This is a genomic window from Xylophilus sp. PBN-3R (genome assembly GCF_057747805.1).
Window position 1 is genome coordinate 58763 of sequence record NZ_JBYLEE010000002.1, and the last position, 16195, is coordinate 74957.

General features: G+C 60.7%; 20 protein-coding genes and 2 pseudogenes. 7 read left to right on the plus strand and 15 right to left on the minus strand.

Annotated features, from left to right (window positions below; all coding sequences use genetic code 11):
- Window positions 1-182: 182 nt before the first annotated feature.
- The 10 genes and pseudogenes from AC3ANW_RS23380 to AC3ANW_RS23425 all read right to left on the minus strand — a co-directional run bounded on the left by AC3ANW_RS23380 (window position 183) and on the right by AC3ANW_RS23425 (window position 7398).
- Window positions 183-440 (minus strand): DUF3606 domain-containing protein, encoded by a 258-nt coding sequence (locus AC3ANW_RS23380; RefSeq protein WP_488345667.1) that lies wholly within the window; start codon window positions 438-440, stop codon window positions 183-185.
- Between the two features lie 26 nt (window positions 441-466).
- Entirely contained in the window at window positions 467-694 is a 228-nt protein-coding gene (locus AC3ANW_RS23385; RefSeq protein WP_488345668.1) for a hypothetical protein, read from the minus strand.
- A 93-nt stretch (window positions 695-787) separates the two neighbouring features.
- On the minus strand, window positions 788-3313 hold the full coding sequence (gene ligD / locus AC3ANW_RS23390) for a DNA ligase D (protein WP_488345669.1): 2526 nt from the start codon (window positions 3311-3313) through the stop codon (window positions 788-790).
- A gap of 9 nt (window positions 3314-3322) precedes the next feature.
- Window positions 3323-3505, minus strand: a complete 183-nt coding sequence (locus tag AC3ANW_RS23395) for a DUF3606 domain-containing protein (protein ID WP_488345670.1) — start codon at window positions 3503-3505, stop codon at window positions 3323-3325.
- A gap of 224 nt (window positions 3506-3729) precedes the next feature.
- A pseudogene (locus AC3ANW_RS23400) lies at window positions 3730-3959 on the minus strand (RidA family protein); the annotation flags it as partial.
- 23 nt (window positions 3960-3982) lie between these two features.
- Window positions 3983-4603: an alpha-ketoglutarate-dependent dioxygenase AlkB gene (locus tag AC3ANW_RS23405; RefSeq protein WP_488345671.1), complete on the minus strand. Its 621-nt coding sequence runs from the start codon at window positions 4601-4603 to the stop codon at window positions 3983-3985.
- A complete protein-coding gene (locus tag AC3ANW_RS23410; protein WP_488345672.1) occupies window positions 4554-5276 on the minus strand; it encodes a nucleoside 2-deoxyribosyltransferase in 723 nt (240 codons plus the stop codon). The genes AC3ANW_RS23405 and AC3ANW_RS23410 overlap by 50 nt, the downstream gene beginning before the upstream one ends.
- 29 nt (window positions 5277-5305) lie before the next feature.
- Window positions 5306-6613: a Y-family DNA polymerase gene (locus AC3ANW_RS23415; RefSeq protein ID WP_488345673.1), complete on the minus strand. Its 1308-nt coding sequence runs from the start codon at window positions 6611-6613 to the stop codon at window positions 5306-5308.
- The gene (locus AC3ANW_RS23420; RefSeq protein WP_488345674.1) at window positions 6610-7053 is read right to left on the minus strand and encodes a LexA family protein; all 444 of its coding nucleotides are present in this window, start codon (window positions 7051-7053) and stop codon (window positions 6610-6612) included. The genes AC3ANW_RS23415 and AC3ANW_RS23420 overlap by 4 nt, the downstream gene beginning before the upstream one ends.
- 36 nt (window positions 7054-7089) lie before the next feature.
- Window positions 7090-7398 carry a hypothetical protein gene (locus tag AC3ANW_RS23425; protein ID WP_488345675.1) on the minus strand — a complete coding sequence of 103 codons (309 nt, stop codon included), beginning with the start codon at window positions 7396-7398 and terminating at the stop codon, window positions 7090-7092.
- 349 nt (window positions 7399-7747) lie between these two features.
- Here AC3ANW_RS23425 and AC3ANW_RS23430 point away from each other — a divergent pair, with 349 nt between their 5' ends.
- The 3 genes and pseudogenes from AC3ANW_RS23430 to AC3ANW_RS23440 all read left to right on the plus strand — a co-directional run bounded on the left by AC3ANW_RS23430 (window position 7748) and on the right by AC3ANW_RS23440 (window position 9165).
- The gene (locus tag AC3ANW_RS23430) at window positions 7748-8002 is read left to right on the plus strand and encodes a hypothetical protein (protein WP_488345676.1); all 255 of its coding nucleotides are present in this window, start codon (window positions 7748-7750) and stop codon (window positions 8000-8002) included.
- Between the two features lies 1 nt (window position 8003).
- Window positions 8004-8719 (plus strand): annotated as a pseudogene (locus tag AC3ANW_RS23435) (SOS response-associated peptidase).
- A gap of 17 nt (window positions 8720-8736) precedes the next feature.
- Window positions 8737-9165: a DUF1810 domain-containing protein gene (locus AC3ANW_RS23440; protein ID WP_488345677.1), complete on the plus strand. Its 429-nt coding sequence runs from the start codon at window positions 8737-8739 to the stop codon at window positions 9163-9165.
- Window positions 9166-9504: 339 nt separating this feature from the next.
- Here AC3ANW_RS23440 and AC3ANW_RS23445 read toward each other — a convergent pair whose 3' ends face one another.
- The 3 genes from AC3ANW_RS23445 to AC3ANW_RS23455 all read right to left on the minus strand — a co-directional run bounded on the left by AC3ANW_RS23445 (window position 9505) and on the right by AC3ANW_RS23455 (window position 10972).
- Window positions 9505-9717: a hypothetical protein gene (locus tag AC3ANW_RS23445; RefSeq protein ID WP_488345678.1), complete on the minus strand. Its 213-nt coding sequence runs from the start codon at window positions 9715-9717 to the stop codon at window positions 9505-9507.
- A gap of 87 nt (window positions 9718-9804) precedes the next feature.
- Window positions 9805-10179: a nuclear transport factor 2 family protein gene (locus AC3ANW_RS23450; RefSeq protein WP_488345679.1), complete on the minus strand. Its 375-nt coding sequence runs from the start codon at window positions 10177-10179 to the stop codon at window positions 9805-9807.
- 28 nt (window positions 10180-10207) lie between these two features.
- Window positions 10208-10972 (minus strand): SDR family oxidoreductase, encoded by a 765-nt coding sequence (locus tag AC3ANW_RS23455; protein WP_488345680.1) that lies wholly within the window; start codon window positions 10970-10972, stop codon window positions 10208-10210.
- Window positions 10973-11081: 109 nt separating this feature from the next.
- Here AC3ANW_RS23455 and AC3ANW_RS23460 point away from each other — a divergent pair, with 109 nt between their 5' ends.
- On the plus strand, window positions 11082-12068 hold the full coding sequence (locus tag AC3ANW_RS23460; protein ID WP_488345681.1) for a LysR family transcriptional regulator: 987 nt from the start codon (window positions 11082-11084) through the stop codon (window positions 12066-12068).
- Window positions 12069-12225: 157 nt separating this feature from the next.
- On the opposite strand, the gene AC3ANW_RS23465 is transcribed toward AC3ANW_RS23460, so the two are convergent.
- On the minus strand, window positions 12226-13146 hold the full coding sequence (locus AC3ANW_RS23465) for an AraC family transcriptional regulator (RefSeq protein WP_488345682.1): 921 nt from the start codon (window positions 13144-13146) through the stop codon (window positions 12226-12228).
- 148 nt (window positions 13147-13294) lie between these two features.
- Between AC3ANW_RS23465 and AC3ANW_RS23470 the strand changes: the two genes are divergently transcribed.
- Window positions 13295-14047, plus strand: coding sequence for an SDR family NAD(P)-dependent oxidoreductase (locus AC3ANW_RS23470; RefSeq protein WP_488345683.1), 753 nt, complete (start codon window positions 13295-13297; stop codon window positions 14045-14047).
- Window positions 14048-14063: 16 nt separating this feature from the next.
- On the plus strand, window positions 14064-14471 hold the full coding sequence (locus tag AC3ANW_RS23475; protein WP_488345684.1) for a VOC family protein: 408 nt from the start codon (window positions 14064-14066) through the stop codon (window positions 14469-14471).
- A gap of 168 nt (window positions 14472-14639) precedes the next feature.
- Here AC3ANW_RS23475 and AC3ANW_RS23480 read toward each other — a convergent pair whose 3' ends face one another.
- Window positions 14640-15263 carry a TetR/AcrR family transcriptional regulator gene (locus AC3ANW_RS23480; RefSeq protein ID WP_488345685.1) on the minus strand — a complete coding sequence of 208 codons (624 nt, stop codon included), beginning with the start codon at window positions 15261-15263 and terminating at the stop codon, window positions 14640-14642.
- 108 nt (window positions 15264-15371) lie between these two features.
- On the opposite strand from AC3ANW_RS23480, the gene AC3ANW_RS23485 reads away from it, so the two are divergent.
- A complete protein-coding gene (locus tag AC3ANW_RS23485; protein WP_488345686.1) occupies window positions 15372-16127 on the plus strand; it encodes an SDR family NAD(P)-dependent oxidoreductase in 756 nt (251 codons plus the stop codon).
- Window positions 16128-16195 lie beyond the last annotated feature (68 nt).

Here is a 16195-nt window from a genome sequence, read left to right on the forward strand (position 1 = left end):
TCCTTACAGAACGACTCATCGAATCAGTCCCGCTGTTGACGGTAGGTTGCCGCGCCACGGTCCGGAGTCGGTGGTTAGAGGTAGGCCCAGCAACAGCCATTTCCTCGAGCTACCTGTTCATGGCGGATTCTGCCTAATTCCGGTTGACTCAAGGAGCGTTTCTGCTGCCTTTCATGCATGGGTCAAGTTGCCGAAGCCTGGTCGGAGCCGCTGGCGCTTTCAGCCTCGTCCACGCGGTCGTCATTCGTGGTGCTGCGAGTACCCTTCAGGTGCATCTCTACGTCAGTCGCGCGATTGCCGACCTGGGTAATCGCTTCGCGAATCTGCATTGCCGTCGAGTCGAGCTTTTTAGCCCACTCAGAAACGGACTGGTCCGAGGACGAGTCGATGAGATCTGGCTCTGCGCCGCCGGTGGGAGGTGTAGATTTTTCGCTGGTCATGATGGGTCCTTTGTTGTGGTGAGCGATCAGAGCACCTGGCTGATTTCGGCAGCCTGGCGTTGTTCGGCCGAGTAGCTCGCAAGCGCTTCGTCCCATTCCGATCCGGACGCGGGGTGCTGCGCTGGCGGCAGAAGTTGCAGTTCGGGTTTCCTGGCAACAGTGCCACTATCAGAGGAAAGAGGCTGTGCTGGCTGACGACTCTCGTCGAAGTAGAGGAGCTCGCCTCCAATCGAAACAACGTACTTCACGTTCATGCTGGTCTCCAATTCAAAACCCGACCGTACTTTTGCACTTGCGCCTTATTGCGCGGCAAACACCTTGTGCAGACGTCAGCGAAGCTCTGGCATTCAGGCCGGATAACCCAAGGTTTTCATTGCCTTGGTCAGCGCTTTGGCAGCCTTCGCGTAGCCCGCCCATGGCTCGTTACCCTTGTCGAGCCGATTCTGCGCAGTGCGGATCGTCCAGTGATCGCCACCGCGCAACGACTCCGGCTCATCCCATGACACGGGCACCGAGATACCGAGACCTGGCCTGGCACGCGCCGACCAGGCGCAGACGGTCGTGGCGCCAAGTCCATTGCGCAGGTAGTCGATGAAGATCTTGCCGACCCTGTTCTTCGGCCCACTCTTCGCCACAAACATCTGGGGCAGTGTCTTCGTCAGATGGTCCACGACCGCTTGTGAGAACCCTTTGGCCACATCCCATTCATGCTGCCGCTTGATGGGCACGACCACGTGCAGCCCCTTGCCGCCACTGGTCTTCAGAAACGAAGGCAGTCCCAGCTGGTCGAGGAAGACGTGCATCACGTTGGCGGCTTTCTGGATGTCAGTCCAGGAGACCCCTTCGCCAGGGTCCAAGTCGAACACCAGCCGGTCTGGAAACTCGAAAGTCGTCGAGACAGTGTTGAGGGTATGGAACTCAACGACGTTCCACTGCGCTGCGGACAGCAGTCCCTCCTTCTCCGCAACCTCCAGCATCGCCGGATGGCTCGCATAGAGGGCCGGGTCAAGTTGCCGGATTCCGGGTAGCTTTTCTGTCTCCGCGTGCTTTTGAAAGAAGAGCTGCCCGTCGACGCCCGAAGGTGCCCGCACGAGCGAGACCGGCCGATTCTTCAGGTGCTCCATCATCAGCGTGCCGATCAGGGCGTAATGGCGGACCAGTTCCACTTTTGTGATGCCGGTACTCGGGTCGATGACCCGGTCCGGGTTGGTCACGCGTAATTTTGTGGACAAAGCATGTGATGGCGGCTGCGACGCCTTCGTCTTGGGCGCAGCCGCTTTGGCCTTTGTACCTTTCGGCGCGCTCACGGCCTTCTCGCGGATGATTGCCGAAGCGTCCTTGTCCGTTCGCAGTCCGTGAAACACCGAGTGCCGGATATGGCCGCTGCCGGTCCATTCGCCGAACGTGACCTCCGCCACCAAGGTCGGTTTGACCCAGTGCGGCTTGCCGACCATCGCCGGTTTTTCGGCGAAGGCCGAGGTTGATGCCGCAACGCTGTCCAGCTTCTCCCGAACGTCTTGCAAGGATTTGGAGTTAAAGCCGGACCCCACATTGCCGACGTAGACCAGCTTGCCCTTGTCGTCGTGCACACCCAGCACCAATGCCCCGATACCGCGTCGCGAACCCTTCGGCTCCGTCCAGCCGGCGATCACGAATTCCTGCCGGTGGCTGCACTTCAACTTGATCCAGTCTGCCGACCGGGATGAGCGGTAGACCGAGTCCTTGCGTTTGGCGATGATTCCCTCGAGGCCGAGTTGGCACGCTGAGGTCACGATGCTCTCGGGCGGCGCGTCGAAGACGTCGCTGAACCTCACGGCATCCGACGGACGCTTTGCGAGTGCCGCCGACAGGAGATCGCGGCGCGCGGTCAGCGGTAGGGCCCGTAGGTCTCTACCGTCGAGATAGGGAGCATCGAACACAAAGTAGACGATCTCCGCGGTCTTCACTGCGTCGAACGCGTTTTGCAAAGCGCCGAAATCGGGCACACCCTTGTCGTTGAGCACCACGATCTCACCGTCGTACCACCCCTGAGGCAGCTTCATTTTCTTCAAGCTGCCATATAGGCCCTTGAGCTTGGCCGTCCAGTCGTTTCCGTTGCGTGTGAAGAGCTTAATGTCTGCGCCGTCGACCCTGGCCAAGAGGCGGTAACCGTCGAACTTCACTTCGTAGAGCCAGCCTTCCGGTTCATGCGGCGGGCCGTCAACAAGAGTGGCCAGTTGGGGTGCGAGGGTGTCAGGTATGGCTGCTGCTGGAGCGTCTGCTCGAGGCTCGGACTCAGCAGAGGGTGTCGTCGACTTCTCGGTTTTCGACGCTGGGAGATTCAAGCCCGCAACGCTGTCTGGAAACTCATCCACGACGCTGAACTCGGAAGACGGCTTCACATAGGCGTCCTTTTCTTTGATGAGCAGCCAAGCATCCTGCTTAGAGTCGCGCCTATTCTTGATGCGGATCAGGGCCCACTTGCCCAGCAGCTTGTGCCCCCTAAGCTCGAACTTCAGGTTTCCATCCCGGTAGCCCCGCGCGGGGTCGCCAATGGGATGCCAGGTGCCCTTGTCCCAGATGATGACCTTGCCCGCCCCGTACTGTTTCGCCGGGATTTCTCCCTCGAACGACGAGTAGGAAATCGGATGGTCCTCGACGTGGACCGCCATGCGTTTGTCGGCGGTGTCGTAACTAGGGCCCTTGGGCACGGCCCAGCTGAGCATCACGCCGTCCAGCTCCAAACGGAAGTCGTAGTGCAGCCGAGTCGCCCAGTGCTTCTGGACCACGAAACTCAATGCATCGACACCGTGCGTGCCGCCTTCAGCTGGCTCGCTGGTGATCGCAAAGTTGCGCTTTGCCTTGTAGCGGTCGAGCTTCTCGGCGGCAGCCATGGCGATGGCCTATTTCTTGGACTGAAGATGCTGTTCAACAGCAGTAGCGCTGACGCCCACTGCCTTCACCGCAGAGCGCAGGGTGTCGGCGTCGACACCGAACTTCTTCGTCCAGTAGGCCAACTCGTAATTTTCATTGACGTTGATGCGAGTGCGGTCTGCAGGTCCCCGATTTTCCTTGTTGTCAGACATTTTTGGCCCCGGTCCAGTTGAGAGGACCTCAGCATGCACCACGCGAGCGCCTTCGGTTGATTTGTTGCAGGTTTCCGATGTAGGACACCTTCCATGAAGGCGTACACACTGAAGTTCGCCTCGATGCCGAGGTCCCTCGCAACATGCGGCCCATCGCCCTAGGTTGCTTGACCAGCATCACCGCTTGCCGCTTGACCTCGTCCGTAAACGTTCTCGGGCCGCCGTCACATGAGGGCGGTCACTTCAACTTCGACCTTCAGTCCGAAATGCAGAGCTCCGGTCGGAATCACGGCCCGGGCAGAGCGGGACGCTCTGGCCCAGAGCGCATACAGCCGGTCGAATGCAGGCCAGTTGGTAACGTCGTCGACATAGACACGCACCTGTAGCAGCTTTTCGTTACCGGAACCTGCGGCGCCAAAGCGGCTTCAACATTCGCCAGCACTTGCGAGGTCTGCTTCGAATGAGGCCTCAAGCGCGTCACCGCCTTCTCGAGACAGCGGTCCGGAATGTTATGGACCACCGCAGTTGGTTGGTCGGGCTGACGGAATGCTGCCACTGCCACCGGGCAGCACCTTCCATCTTGTAAATGGACCGCGGCTGCGCGAGCAGCTCCACGGGCCTGACTGCCGAGTCGCCAGGCCGGTGCGGGTAGGGCCGAAAGCGAAGCCGTCCTTCTCCACCAAGAGAGACGCCGCAAATGACCTCGAAGTCCGGCACATCCCGGTGCCAGCCTAGAGGTGTCCCTGGCGCGTACTCCGCCACCAGCGCGTGCACCAGGTCTTCAGGAGGGACGTCCAGCCACGCTGCGACCCTCGCTCGTAGGGGCAGCAGCCGTGCATCCAGGGCTTCGCCCGGTTTGAGGGTGTTCGTATCGAAGTCGTATGAGCCTCCATAGCTCACGATGCGCCTGCGGGCCGTGTATTGCTTGTACAGGGCAGCACGCAGCGGAAGGCTACTCACCACCTGGAGCAGGTTGGTCTCTTCGGCGATGGTAAGGAAGTCAGCCTGGTACAGCAGCCCAGGGATCGCCTGCGTGGGTGGCTCTGCGTCAAAAAGGCCCGGTTGCACTGGCATACACATTTCGAGGGTTCGGCCCATCTGCGAACGATAAGGTTGCGCGTGGACCTCCCGCGGTTCCTCCCTGGCCACTACGACCGATGTTCGGCCCGAGCGCAGAAGTGGACTCGCGCGCGCTGGTTGATAAAGCTGAGCGGTGGGTTTTTTTCTTCTTAAGGTCCGTGGAGCACACCGGGGCGGTTGCCCGCCAGGGCATGGAGGGCTTCGCTCGCTGACGACTGCCACCGCGCGGAGCATGCGAGCATGCGAGCATGAGGTTGATGGGTAGGCCGAAGTCTTCGACCAGCATTCCCGACCCTGTCTCCCGCAGATGGCCATCGGCATCGCGTTCACAGCCAGTGACTGCAGCAGCTTCGACCCGATCTGCGTAGGTCGCAGCAGGAAGGCCATACCCCACCACAGGGATGCCTCGCGCAATGGCAAACCCGACCTCAAACACCGTGCCCGAGTCCGGCTCTACGCCGCGGAATGGTGCCAGGTTGGCGATGACCGCATCAGCCTCCTGCAGCTTCGCAAGGTTGCACTGGTAAATGTGCTGTGCAACCTCGGACGGCGTTGCGCCAGCAGGTGCCGGGTCGCAGTCGACAGGTGCCAGTGGCGTGAGGCCCAGCTCCCTTGCCTCAGCACACAGCGCATCGAAAACCGATGCTGCGTTGGGCTTGAAGACGTCAAAGCCGGCGAGGTACACCTTCATATGTGTTGGTCCTTGTGTGCAGCTCGCGTCTAAGCTAAGACCAGAGGCATCTCGTCCCAAGAGGTTGTGTAGTTTGGCGTCCTGCGCTCGGCCTTCGTCAGCCATTTGCGCCTTGCCCCGCCGGTGCCGGCACTGGCCATGGCAACCGTGCCGCGACCGTACCGGTCGTTGAGCTCGTCCATTGCCTGCATCAGGGGCGCTCTGTCTTCAACGCCTTCGCCCAGGTCCAGTTCACCCTGCTCGATTGAACCGTCCTGCAGGTCCAGGAGATGCACCCCAGCTTTGGCAATGTTGAAGCCGGGCCGGAAGATTTTCTGCAGCCCACGGACGGCCGCCTGCACCAGGAGGCCTGAGTCGGCCGTTGGTGAGCGCAGAGGAACAACAGTGGCCTTGCTGTATTGCTGGTCCTGCCGACGGAAAGGGCTGGTGTGGATGAACACGGCGACCTGACCGGCAACGCTATCCTGCTTGCGAAGCTTCTCGCCGGCACGTTGGGCGAACTCGGTCACGGCCTGGACCAACTGGTCGATGTCCGTCACCGTTCGCCCGAAGCTGCGGGTGCTCGCAATTTCCTTCTTGGCCGCAGGCTGCGTCTCCATGTCGACACAAGGTTGGCCCTGCAGCTCCCGCACTGTGCGTTCCAGCACAACGCCCCACCGGGCCCTCACCATGGCCGTATCGAGCCGTGCGACGTCCAGGGCTGTCTTCAGGCCGTCGGCCTGCAACTGGGCACCGATCCGCCGGCCAATGCCCCAGATATCACCTAGCTCAGTTGCCGCTAAGACGGCATCCATGTCCGACGCTGGCAGTGCGGCCAAGTTGGCGATCTGCTTGAGGTCATCGGGGTAGCTGCCAGGCTTGCGTTCGGCGGTCTTCGCCACGTGATTGCCTAGCTTCGCCAGGGTCTTGGTGCCAGCAATGCCGATGCCACACGGGATGCCTATCCACTGGAGGATTCGTCCCCGAACGATGACCGCACGCCTAGTCACGTCCCGCACTCCGCTGACGTCGATAAAGCTCTCGTCGATGGAGTAAATCTCTTGGCTCGGCCCCAAACCCGCGGCCAAGCTCATCATGCGATTGCTCAGGTCTCCGTAAAGCGTGTAGTTACTGGACAGCACGACAACCGAGCCCGCTTCGAGCTTGTCCCGGATCTCGAAATATGGAGTCCCCATCTTGATGCCAAGGGCCTTGGCCTCGTTACTACGCGAGATCGCACAGCCGTCGTTGTTCGAGAGTACGACCACGGGCTTGTCGCGCAAGCTCGGCCGGAAAACGCGTTCGCAAGACACGTAGAAGTTGTTCCCGTCGACCAATGCAAAGAGTGGCGCGCTCATTTGCGGAACTGCTTAATGGAGGCCGTCACTACTCCCCAAATCTCAAGGGTCTGACCCTCCCGCGGAACGATGTCTGGGTACGTCGGGTTGGCGGCAACAAGGCGAACATGGCCAGCACGCCTCTGCAGATACTTCACCGTGAAATCGCCTTGGTCTAGAACAGCGACAACGATGTGCCCGGGGGTTGGCCGCAGTGCTCGGTCCACAACCAGCACGTCACCATCGAAGATCCCGGCCTCCTTCATCGAGTCGCCGCGCACGCGAAGTAGGAAAGTCGCCTGTGGATGCTGAACTAACTGCTCGGTCAGGTCGATGCGGCTGCAGTTGAAGTCGTCCGCTGGGCTAGGAAAGCCACACTGGACCGTGTACTCGGCCAGTGGCAACACTAGCGGCAGCAGAGAGATGGGGACCGGGAGCCCCGGCAAAAGAGCGAGGCTCATGCGTCAAGTGGACAAGCAGGACAGCAGCGTTGCCGCTCAGGTCAGGCGGATCTCGAAATAGGCATCGAGGTCTTCGCCGAGCTCGCGACCGCCTGCCTGCTGGGCGGTATTGCAAGCGCGCTGCCAGGAGCTTGCAAGAGCTGCCACCTCTGCGCGAGGTGCCTCCTCTGAGTCAGCGGCTGATTGAAACGCAGCGAAGGCTTCCACAACCTGCTCAGCGCCGCCGAGCGCCTTTTCCAGCGCCGCGGAGTACCGGGTCTCAGCACGCATTCGTTGTTCGCAAGGTAGCGACTCCCCGCCTTCGAGGCTGACCACATAGGGAGAGTCGGTGATGGTGTCGTCCATATCGGCCTCACTCACAAAAGTTAAAACACTGGTCAAATATACAGTGATTGGGCAGAATGGCGCAATGCGATTTGACCGATTCCTTTCCGCCGTCCTTTGTTCTTCATCCTTCCGCATGGGTGACATATGGGGCACTTCCTACGAGTCGCGTGAATGGCCCTTACGAGTGGTGATTCGGAGTGGGACCCTAAAAATCGAGTGGAAACAGAGCCGACCCGACTGACCCGTTACGGAAGCGGCGGAAACGCGCGCAGGGAGACGGCAGGCGGATTCCGCCCATACACGCGTATCGGTTGGTCACGGTGCAGGTCGTAATGAGCCTCAGACTTTGAAAACAACCGGAGTTTTCATGGAAAGCCACGCCCTTCAAGTCATCTCTGACGATGCCGGATCTTTCCGGTGGCAGCTTCTGCAGCCGGGCGATGTTGCACTAGCATTCGAGCCACACAGCCACTCGGATGATGTCTTTACGGACTACGAAACAGCCCTGAACGCCGGCACTTTGGCCCTTGCCGCAGCTGATGACCAGGCTTACGAAAACGAGTCTGCTGACCCGGTCGGCGACAGTGATGGCGGTGTGGTTGCCGACGTTCCGCCTACATGACATGTGCAGCCGTTACGAAGCCCCGTTGAGGCAGCTGCTTCAGTCGAACTACCCCACCGCGGCAATCCCGGGCGCTTGGGACAAGCCGAAGGTCTGGCCTAGCTACGCCGCTCCGTTCATTCGCCGCACCCCGGAAGCCGATGCTGGAGACGAAGCGGTGCCACCGCTGCAAGTCGATGTTGGAAGCTTCGGGCTGATCCCGTTCTGGGCGAAGGACGACAGCATCGCGAAACGCACTACAACGCGCGCTCGGAGACCGTGGCTGAGAAGCCGGCGTTCCGGGACGCCTGGAAGCGAGCGCAGCACTGCATCATCTCAGCGCAGGCCATCTACGAGCCGGACTGGCGCAGCGGTAAGGCCGTACCGACACGCATCACACGAGCCGATGGCTTACTGCTGGGTATCGCAGGTCTGTAAGAGCGGCGCAAGGCCGCTGATGGCAGTTGGGCCTACAGCTTCACCATGCTGACGCTGAATGCCGATGCGCATCCGATCTTCAATCAGCTGCACAGACCGCACCCGAAGCGTCCAATCGAGCTGCAGGACAAGCGAATGGTGACCATCTTGCCGCGTGGCCTCTATGATGCATGGCTCGACGCGCCGCCTGAACAAAGCTTGGAATTCATGCGCATGTTCCCAGCGGATCGCCTGTCTGCGAAGGCGCGTCCAAAGGCGCCTGTATCGACCGACGTTTCTCTGCCAGGCTCACCAGACTGACCAACGACGGAGATGCCATGGACCCCAAGAAAAAGTCACTTGAACGCTTTGTCGAGGCGCAGGAGCCTATCTATTCGGAGGTCTGCGAGGAGCTGGCCGCGGGACGAAAAGAGCCGCACTGGATGTGGTTCATTTTTCCGCAGCTGCAGTCGCTCGGTCGGAGCTCGACGGCCCAGTATTTCGGCTTGGCTGGCAGGGCTGAGGCTCTCGCGTACTGGCAGCATCCGGTGTTGGGTTTGCGGCTGAAAAAATGCTGTGAACTCATCCTCCAGGTCGACGACCGTTCCACCCTCGAGATCTTCGGCACCACAGATGCGATGAAGCTATGGTCGTCGATGACGTTGTTCGCTGAAGCGGCGCCCGAGTCGACCGTTTTCGAGGCAGTCTTGCAGAAATACTGTGACGGCCAAAAGGATGCTGCCACCCTGGCATTGCTTGGCCACTGAGCGGCCTTCACTACCCCTGCGCGCGCCCGCGAATGCGCGCGTAGTTAACTCTGCTGAGGTGGGTGTTTTAGAGTCCAGGCTCACAGGAGACTCTCCTAAATACCAGTGGCCAGGGGAACAGCCTCACCTCGTTTTTAACTCGGTGTAGCGAACGACGTTTGCGCCGTAAGGTTGTACCGTGAACAGGCTCCGTGCAACAAGCTGCGGCTGAGCACCCAGCTGACCTGCGATTCACGCCCAACGACTTGCTCCATTGGGGTGCCCTGTCGTCTAAACCCAATACGCGGGCTAAATTCCGCAGACGGCTGCGTTCGCCTCCGAAGCCTCGACCCGCAAGGGTCAGGTGCCGCCTCGAATGCTGTTCGCGATGCCTGCCGCGTCGATGCACGCACTCGCGACAGCAGCATTCTCAGTGTCCCATTCCTCGATGGAAGGCAAATGGCGAAGCCGTCCATCGCGCTCCAAGATGTCAATGACACCAACCCACTTTTCGCCAGCTTTGCAGGCCTTCGGGAACAGCGTGAAACCGAGCACGTGATGAAACGGAAGCATGGGCTCAGTATGGATTGCAGGAGCGCGCGGGACAAGCCGTGCACACTCGGTCCGGGCAGGTAGGTTGGAACCTTTGGCTCCAACTGCCTACGCGTGCAGAACTTCAGCGGCCTTGGTGTCAAGGGCCTCGCGCAGCAGTTTGATTTTTCCGTTCTCCGCAATGAGGAGCCCCGCATAGGTTTGCCGGTAGACCTGGCCCCCTGCCGCCAGCGGTGCCTCTACGTCGTATTCGGCGAACGTCCTGTCGGGCGTCTCTATCCAGAAACGGATGTTCTTGAATCCGAAGCCCGGTACCTTGCCCAGCAGTCCCGTAATCAGCCGTTCGATGGCTGCAAGTCCCTGGGCGCGAGCCCCTACCCAGGGCAGTTCAAGTACGCCATCGGGTGCGAAGAGGGCGGCGCTTTCTGCCGGTGACTGGATGCCGGCAAGGTAGGTACGAAGTAGTTCGGGCGCAGTGTTCATGGTGTTCTCCGGAGGGTCATTGCCGAGATCAGACCTGGGCCTGGCCGCCGTCGGCGAACAGTTCGACGCCATTGACGAAGGACGAGTCATCCGATGCCAGAAACACGGCGACCTTGGCGATTTCCTCGGGCTGGCCCACCCGACCCAACGGCACTTGGCTGCTCATGTAGTCGAGCAGGCCCTGTTGCTGCGCTTGGTCCGGACCAGCTAACTCGACCAAGCCGGGCGTCTGGATGGGACCGGGCGACAGCGTATTGACCCGGATCGCCTTGCCCTTCAGGTCCAGCACCCAGCTACGCGCCAGGTTGCGCACGGCGGCCTTGGTGGCGCTATAGATGCTGAAATTGGCCGTGCCCAGAATGCTGGTGGTGGAGCCTGCGAGGATCACCGAAGCGCCTGAACTTGCTTTTTCCAGCAGCGGCAGCGCCTTCTGGACGGTGAACACCACGCCTTTGACGTTGCGGTCGAAAGTCTCGTCGAAGTGCGCTTCAGTGATCTCGCCCAAGGGCAGCATCGAGCCCCCGCCGGCATTGGCGTAGAGCACGTCGATGCGACCGTGCTGGGCAGCGATGGCGGCATAGAGAGTGTCGAGGTCTGTGAGTCGAGACGAATCGGCCCGGACGCCGACGGCCGACGAGCCCATGGCGGCAACAGCAGCATCCAGTTCGGCCTGGCGGCGGCCGGTGATGTAGACGACCGCACCTTCGACTGCGAACGCCTTGGCGGCTGCCAAGCCGATGCCCGATGTTCCGCCTGTGACGACTGCGACCTTGCCTGCGAGTTTCTGAGCCATGTTTTTCTCCGGTGTGTGGTTGATGGCTCAAGTTTGATTGCGCTGAATCAATGAATAAAGTAGCTGACGGCTACAACATAATTCATGCCCATGAATAATGCGAGCGGATATGGACCAACTCCTTGCCCTTCGAGTCTTTCTTCGCATCGCCGAATCCGGTGGTTTCTCAAAGGCCGCCGACCTGATGAACATCCCTCGGCCGACCGTGACCAAGCTGGTGCAGGACCTCGAGCGACACCTGGGCACAAAACTGCTGAGGCGCACCACACGCAAGGTACAGGTGACGGCCGAGGGTGCGGCGTACTACGAGAGGGCGCTGCGGGTGGTCGCAGAGGTCGAGGAAATGGACCAACTCGTTAAAGGCTCGCGTGTGCAACTGCGCGGTCGGCTGCGTGTCGATGTCGGTTCGGTACTGGCCCACCGCATCCTGCTGCCGGCACTCCCGAGGTTTCGAGCGCTTTATCCATCCCTGCGCCTGGAGCTGGGTGTGAGCGACCGACCTATCGACCTGGTCGGCGATGGCGTCGATTGCGCCATTCGGGGCGGGGAACTGCCTGACACCAGCATGGTGGCGCGGCGGCTGGCCTCACTGGGTTGGGTGACCTGCGCGAGCGCGGAGTATGTTCGCCTGCGAGGCGAGCCAAAGCATCCAGACGAACTGGTCGGCAACGGCGAAGGCAAAGCCGGCCACGAACTCGCCAGCTATTTTTCTTCACTGACCGGCCGTGCGTTTGCGCTGGAATTCCATCGCGGCGCACAGACCATTCTGGTCAAACCCGAGGGCGGTGTGCTATGCAATGAAAGCACGGCGCACGTCCACGCGCTGGTGTGTGGGTTGGGCGTGGGCCAGACCTTCCGATTCGCAGCAGCACCGTACCTGGCCAATGGCAGTCTTTGCGAAGTGCTACCCGACTGGACCCGGCCCGCTCAAACCTTCAGCTTGGTCTACCCGGGCGGGCGCGAGCTAAACGCCCGCGTCCGAGCGTTCTCGGACTGGGTGGCGGAGTTATTTGCGTTACTCGACGAGGGGAAAGTTCAAGTCACAGAAACTCTGTCCGAGAACACGCCAGCATCGCGTCCGGGCAGCTGCAAATGAGTTGACCGTTCAGGGTTGCACCCGGATTGTATTGATACGGCCGTCTCCACAGCCTTGGCTATGCCGGGGCGATGGGTCTTAGGATTGGCTGCCGCCATTGCGGTCGGTGCCGTCATATCTGCTGGTGCAGCAGTCGTTACCCTAAGCGAGCAAGCTGTTAAGCGGCCAGACGCGGTGATTGAGCTCCGCGATCCGGCGGCGAATAGCGGGCAAGTAATTGGTCCGCATCTCGGCCCGGTGGTAGACCGAAGGCACGTGCGTATTCACGGCTGAACTGGGTTGGGCTTTCGTAGCCGACTTCGAACGCTGCACTTGTCACACTCTTGCCACCGACGATCAACAGCGTGCGCGCCTGCAAAAGTCGCACCCGCTTTTGATATTGCAACGGGCTGAGCGCGGTAACGGCCTTGAAGTGCCGGTGGAACGCCGACACGCTCATGGCTGCCTTTCGGGCTAGCGCTTCGACGCGCAACGGTTCTGCAAAGTCGCGGCGAATCCATTGGACGGCCGAGGTCACCCGGGCGATAGCGCTGTCGGGCGTCGCGACGTCTCGCAGCATGGCACCCTGGGGACCCTGGAGCACGCGATAAAGAATTTCCCGCTCGTAGACCGGTGCCAGGGCCGGGATGTCATTGGGGCACTCCATCAATCGCAGCATCCGCACCCAGGCATCCATCAGTTCAGTCGTTACTGCAGTGACCGAGAAGCCAACTTCAGCTAGTGGCGTTGGAGCATTTTTGGGCAGGTCATCAATCAGCGATGCCACGATGGTGGGACGCAGCGTTAAGGCCACCGCGAGATAGGGCTCGCCTGTTTCGGCCGGCCACACCGTACCAAACGCAGGCAGGTCGACCGACATGACGAAATAGTTTGCTGGACAGTAGTGCAAGGTCTGGTCGCCGATGGACATCGACTTGCTACCCCGGAGAATGAGATTGACCATGGGGTCGTATACCGCACTCAGTTCATGTTCGGGAATCTTGCCCTGCACCATCGCGACACGCGGGATGCCGGTCTCGGTCATGCGATTCTGCGCCTTGGATGCGAGACGGCGGAGTTCTGTCAGTTGCTGTTCCATGGAAGCATCAGACCTCAATGCCACGGGAACCGCAAGTACTGACCAGTGTGATGGAAGAGGATTAGGCAGGTTTGAGGCAGGAACGGGCAGGCTCGAAAGCCGCTCGGCTCCTATCGTTCAGTCACCAACTTACTGAACGGGAAATCACATGAAAGTCGTCATCATCACCGGCGCAAGCCGCGGCCTCGGAGCCAGCGCCGCCCTTCAAGCTGCCAAGCGCGGCATGGGCGTTATCGTCACTTACAACAGCCACTCGACCGGTGCTGACGATGTCGTCCGCAAAATCGAAGCCGAAGGCGGCAAGGCAGTCGCGCTGAAGCTGGACGTGGCGCAGGTCGCCTCCTTCGCCGCCTTTCGCGACAGTGTCGCTGGCGTCCTGCAGGCCACCTGGGGCGTCAAAAGCTTCGACGCGCTGGTCAACAACGCCGGCTACGGTGCGTTCAACACCATCGACTCGGTCACTGAGGCGGAATTCGACGGTCTTCTGGGCGTGCACCTGAAAGGTCCTTTCTTCCTGACCCAGGCTTTGCTGCCCCTGATGGGCGTGGGCGGTCATATCGTCAACATGACCAGTGCCACCACGCGCGTCGCCACGCCGGGTGCAGCACCTTATGCAGCCTTCAAGGGCGGTCTGGAAGTGCTGACCCGATACATGGCCAAGGAGTTCGGCGCGCGCGGCATCCGTGCCAACTCGATTTCGCCTGGCGCCATCCGCACCGACATGACTAACGGCGCCTTCGACCAGATGCCCGAGTTCGTCACCCTGCTCGAAGGACAGACGGCTCTTGGCCGAATCGGCGAACCGGACGACGTGGGTCGTGTCATTGCCAGCCTGCTGTCCGAGGACAACGCCTGGGTCAACGCGCAGAACATCGAGGTGGCCGGCGGCTACGTCATCTAATTGAAGGACACCGACGATGCTCGACCACATCTTCTTGTCGGTGACCGACGTGGCACGATCGGTGGCCTTCTACGAGGCCACTCTCGCTCCACTCGGCATTCACCACCAGCACGACTACGACGGCAAAGATGGGCCGCCTGGGCATCCCGACCTCAAGGGGTTCGGGGCAAATGGCCGAGTCTTTTTCTGGTTGCGCGAAGGTATGGCCGAGGGTCGCGCTGTCCATGTTGGATTTGTAGGCACGGGGGCCGCAGCGGTAGATGCCGCCTACATGGCCGCGATGACTGCTGGCGCCACCGACAACGGAGCACCCGGGGCCCGATTGCATTACGACCCGCGGTACTACGCGGCCAATGTTCTAGACCCTGACGGGTACAGCCTGGAGTTCGTCTACAAGAGCTGGCAGCAGGCTGAGAAACCATGAGCCAGCAACTTGGCTACAGGCTTCCGGCTTCGCCGGCAGGGGTATGGCGCGACGTGCGTAGGTGGCGGGCCTGGACTTCGTCGTCCCGGGAAGGGGATGCACCGGTCGCTCCAGGCACGTGACGTCAAGAATCGCGGGAGTTGCTCCTGGCGCAGCAACGTGGGCGGATCAGCGCGTCGGAGCTGCGGCTGCACCAAATTCAGCTTCGAGTGCGCGTCCGGCAACCCTTGAACAATTCACAAGCTTGTCGGTGGAATAACCAAGACAGGCGTAAGAGGAAAGGCCGCGCAGAGTCAGCAGCACATAGTCCAAGATGCGGTCAACGTCGTCGGCCGAAGCATGGGCTTCGATGTAATTGCGGATGACGTCACTTCCGAGACCTGCCAGGCCGGTTGCGACGGCGGCGGCGTCAGGATCATCCGCGCGCATCGCTTCGGTGACCATGCAGCCGCGTTGGACCGTATCCCGTGTGTAGTGACGCGCTGCGGCAACGAAGAGGTCGGTCAACTCCTCCGCAGGAGGGGCGGTTGAAACCAGTATCCGGTCCAGAGACAGGAAGTCGGTCGCCACGTACTCGTCCAGCGTCCGCTGAAAAAGCGCGAGCTTGCTCCCGTATGCGGCATAGAGGCTCGGCGGCACGATGCCCAGCGCCTTGGTCAGATCGGCCACGCTCACCGCGTCATAGCCTCGCGCGTGAAAGAGCGCTTTTGCGATCCGCACGCCCTCGTCACGGTCGAACGGCGCTCGGCGTTGGCGCAGCGGTTTGTCCGACGGTTTGGGCTGGCTTTTCATACGGCTTTCGGCGGGCATCGCAAATATAGCGACCGCTATAAAATTCTTGCTTGGGACCACATTGTCTCATATAGTGCTCGCTAATATAGCAATCGCTATATGCAACCCATGGAAACCATCATGCAGTTTCAACACAAGATAGCACTCGTTACCGGCGGCTCTTCAGGCATCGGGTTTGGCATCGCTCAGCACCTGACTTCACTGGGTGCCAAGGTCATCGTGACTGGACGAAATGCCGCGAAGTTGGACAAAGCCGTCGGCGAACTTGGAGGCCAGGCTACCGGCCTTGTCGTGGACCTGACCAAGGTGTCGGAAATCGACGCGATGTACGAGTCGGTCCGTGCCAGCCACGGTCGCCTCGACGTACTGGTCGCCAACGCTGGAGGCGGGACGATTGCTCAACTGGGTTCCATCACCGAGGAGCAGGTCGACCAGATGCTGCACACAAACGTCAAAGGCGTCATCTTCACCGTCCAGGGTGCGCTTCAGTTGATGATGGGCGGCGGTGCCATAGCGCTCATCGGTTCGAGCGCGTCATTCAATCCTCCAGCGGGCATGAGCGTGTACGGTGCAACCAAGGCCGCAGTCCGCAACCTGGTTCGCGCCTGGATTCAAGAAATCAAGGGTTCGGGCGTCCGCATCAACGTTGTCAGCCCGGGCCCGGTTCATACCGACAGCCTGGAAACTTTTTTCTCGAAAGAACAGGCCGATGCCGCATTGGCCTATCTCAGAGAGCAAAGCATGGTTGGCCGGATCGGCACGCCCGACGACATTGCGAAAGCCGTCGCATACATCGTGAGTGACGACGCGAGTTACGTGAATGGCATAGAGTTCTTCGTCGACGGTGGTGCGTCGCAAATCTAAGATGAAAAATTGCCCGCCGTTGACTTTGGTCAGGGCGGGCAGTGCGGCGGACTCTCCGTCCACATTCT

What these genes read in the sequence shown, in the direction of transcription:
- AC3ANW_RS23380 (WP_488345667.1), bottom strand. Translation starts at nt 440, where the DNA reads ATGACCAGCGAAAAATCTACACCTCCCACCGGCGGCGCAGAGCCAGAT.
- AC3ANW_RS23385 (WP_488345668.1), bottom strand. Translation starts at nt 694, where the DNA reads ATGAACGTGAAGTACGTTGTTTCGATTGGAGGCGAGCTCCTCTACTTC.
- ligD (WP_488345669.1), bottom strand. Translation starts at nt 3,313, where the DNA reads ATGGCTGCCGCCGAGAAGCTCGACCGCTACAAGGCAAAGCGCAACTTT.
- AC3ANW_RS23395 (WP_488345670.1), bottom strand. Translation starts at nt 3,505, where the DNA reads ATGTCTGACAACAAGGAAAATCGGGGACCTGCAGACCGCACTCGCATC.
- AC3ANW_RS23405 (WP_488345671.1), bottom strand. Translation starts at nt 4,603, where the DNA reads ATGGGCCGAACCCTCGAAATGTGTATGCCAGTGCAACCGGGCCTTTTT.
- AC3ANW_RS23410 (WP_488345672.1), bottom strand. Translation starts at nt 5,276, where the DNA reads ATGAAGGTGTACCTCGCCGGCTTTGACGTCTTCAAGCCCAACGCAGCA.
- AC3ANW_RS23415 (WP_488345673.1), bottom strand. Translation starts at nt 6,613, where the DNA reads ATGAGCGCGCCACTCTTTGCATTGGTCGACGGGAACAACTTCTACGTG.
- AC3ANW_RS23420 (WP_488345674.1), bottom strand. Translation starts at nt 7,053, where the DNA reads ATGAGCCTCGCTCTTTTGCCGGGGCTCCCGGTCCCCATCTCTCTGCTG.
- AC3ANW_RS23425 (WP_488345675.1), bottom strand. Translation starts at nt 7,398, where the DNA reads ATGGACGACACCATCACCGACTCTCCCTATGTGGTCAGCCTCGAAGGC.
- AC3ANW_RS23430 (WP_488345676.1), top strand. Translation starts at nt 7,748, where the DNA reads ATGGAAAGCCACGCCCTTCAAGTCATCTCTGACGATGCCGGATCTTTC.
- AC3ANW_RS23440 (WP_488345677.1), top strand. Translation starts at nt 8,737, where the DNA reads ATGGACCCCAAGAAAAAGTCACTTGAACGCTTTGTCGAGGCGCAGGAG.
- AC3ANW_RS23445 (WP_488345678.1), bottom strand. Translation starts at nt 9,717, where the DNA reads ATGCTTCCGTTTCATCACGTGCTCGGTTTCACGCTGTTCCCGAAGGCC.
- AC3ANW_RS23450 (WP_488345679.1), bottom strand. Translation starts at nt 10,179, where the DNA reads ATGAACACTGCGCCCGAACTACTTCGTACCTACCTTGCCGGCATCCAG.
- AC3ANW_RS23455 (WP_488345680.1), bottom strand. Translation starts at nt 10,972, where the DNA reads ATGGCTCAGAAACTCGCAGGCAAGGTCGCAGTCGTCACAGGCGGAACA.
- AC3ANW_RS23460 (WP_488345681.1), top strand. Translation starts at nt 11,082, where the DNA reads ATGGACCAACTCCTTGCCCTTCGAGTCTTTCTTCGCATCGCCGAATCC.
- AC3ANW_RS23465 (WP_488345682.1), bottom strand. Translation starts at nt 13,146, where the DNA reads ATGGAACAGCAACTGACAGAACTCCGCCGTCTCGCATCCAAGGCGCAG.
- AC3ANW_RS23470 (WP_488345683.1), top strand. Translation starts at nt 13,295, where the DNA reads ATGAAAGTCGTCATCATCACCGGCGCAAGCCGCGGCCTCGGAGCCAGC.
- AC3ANW_RS23475 (WP_488345684.1), top strand. Translation starts at nt 14,064, where the DNA reads ATGCTCGACCACATCTTCTTGTCGGTGACCGACGTGGCACGATCGGTG.
- AC3ANW_RS23480 (WP_488345685.1), bottom strand. Translation starts at nt 15,263, where the DNA reads ATGAAAAGCCAGCCCAAACCGTCGGACAAACCGCTGCGCCAACGCCGA.
- AC3ANW_RS23485 (WP_488345686.1), top strand. Translation starts at nt 15,372, where the DNA reads ATGGAAACCATCATGCAGTTTCAACACAAGATAGCACTCGTTACCGGC.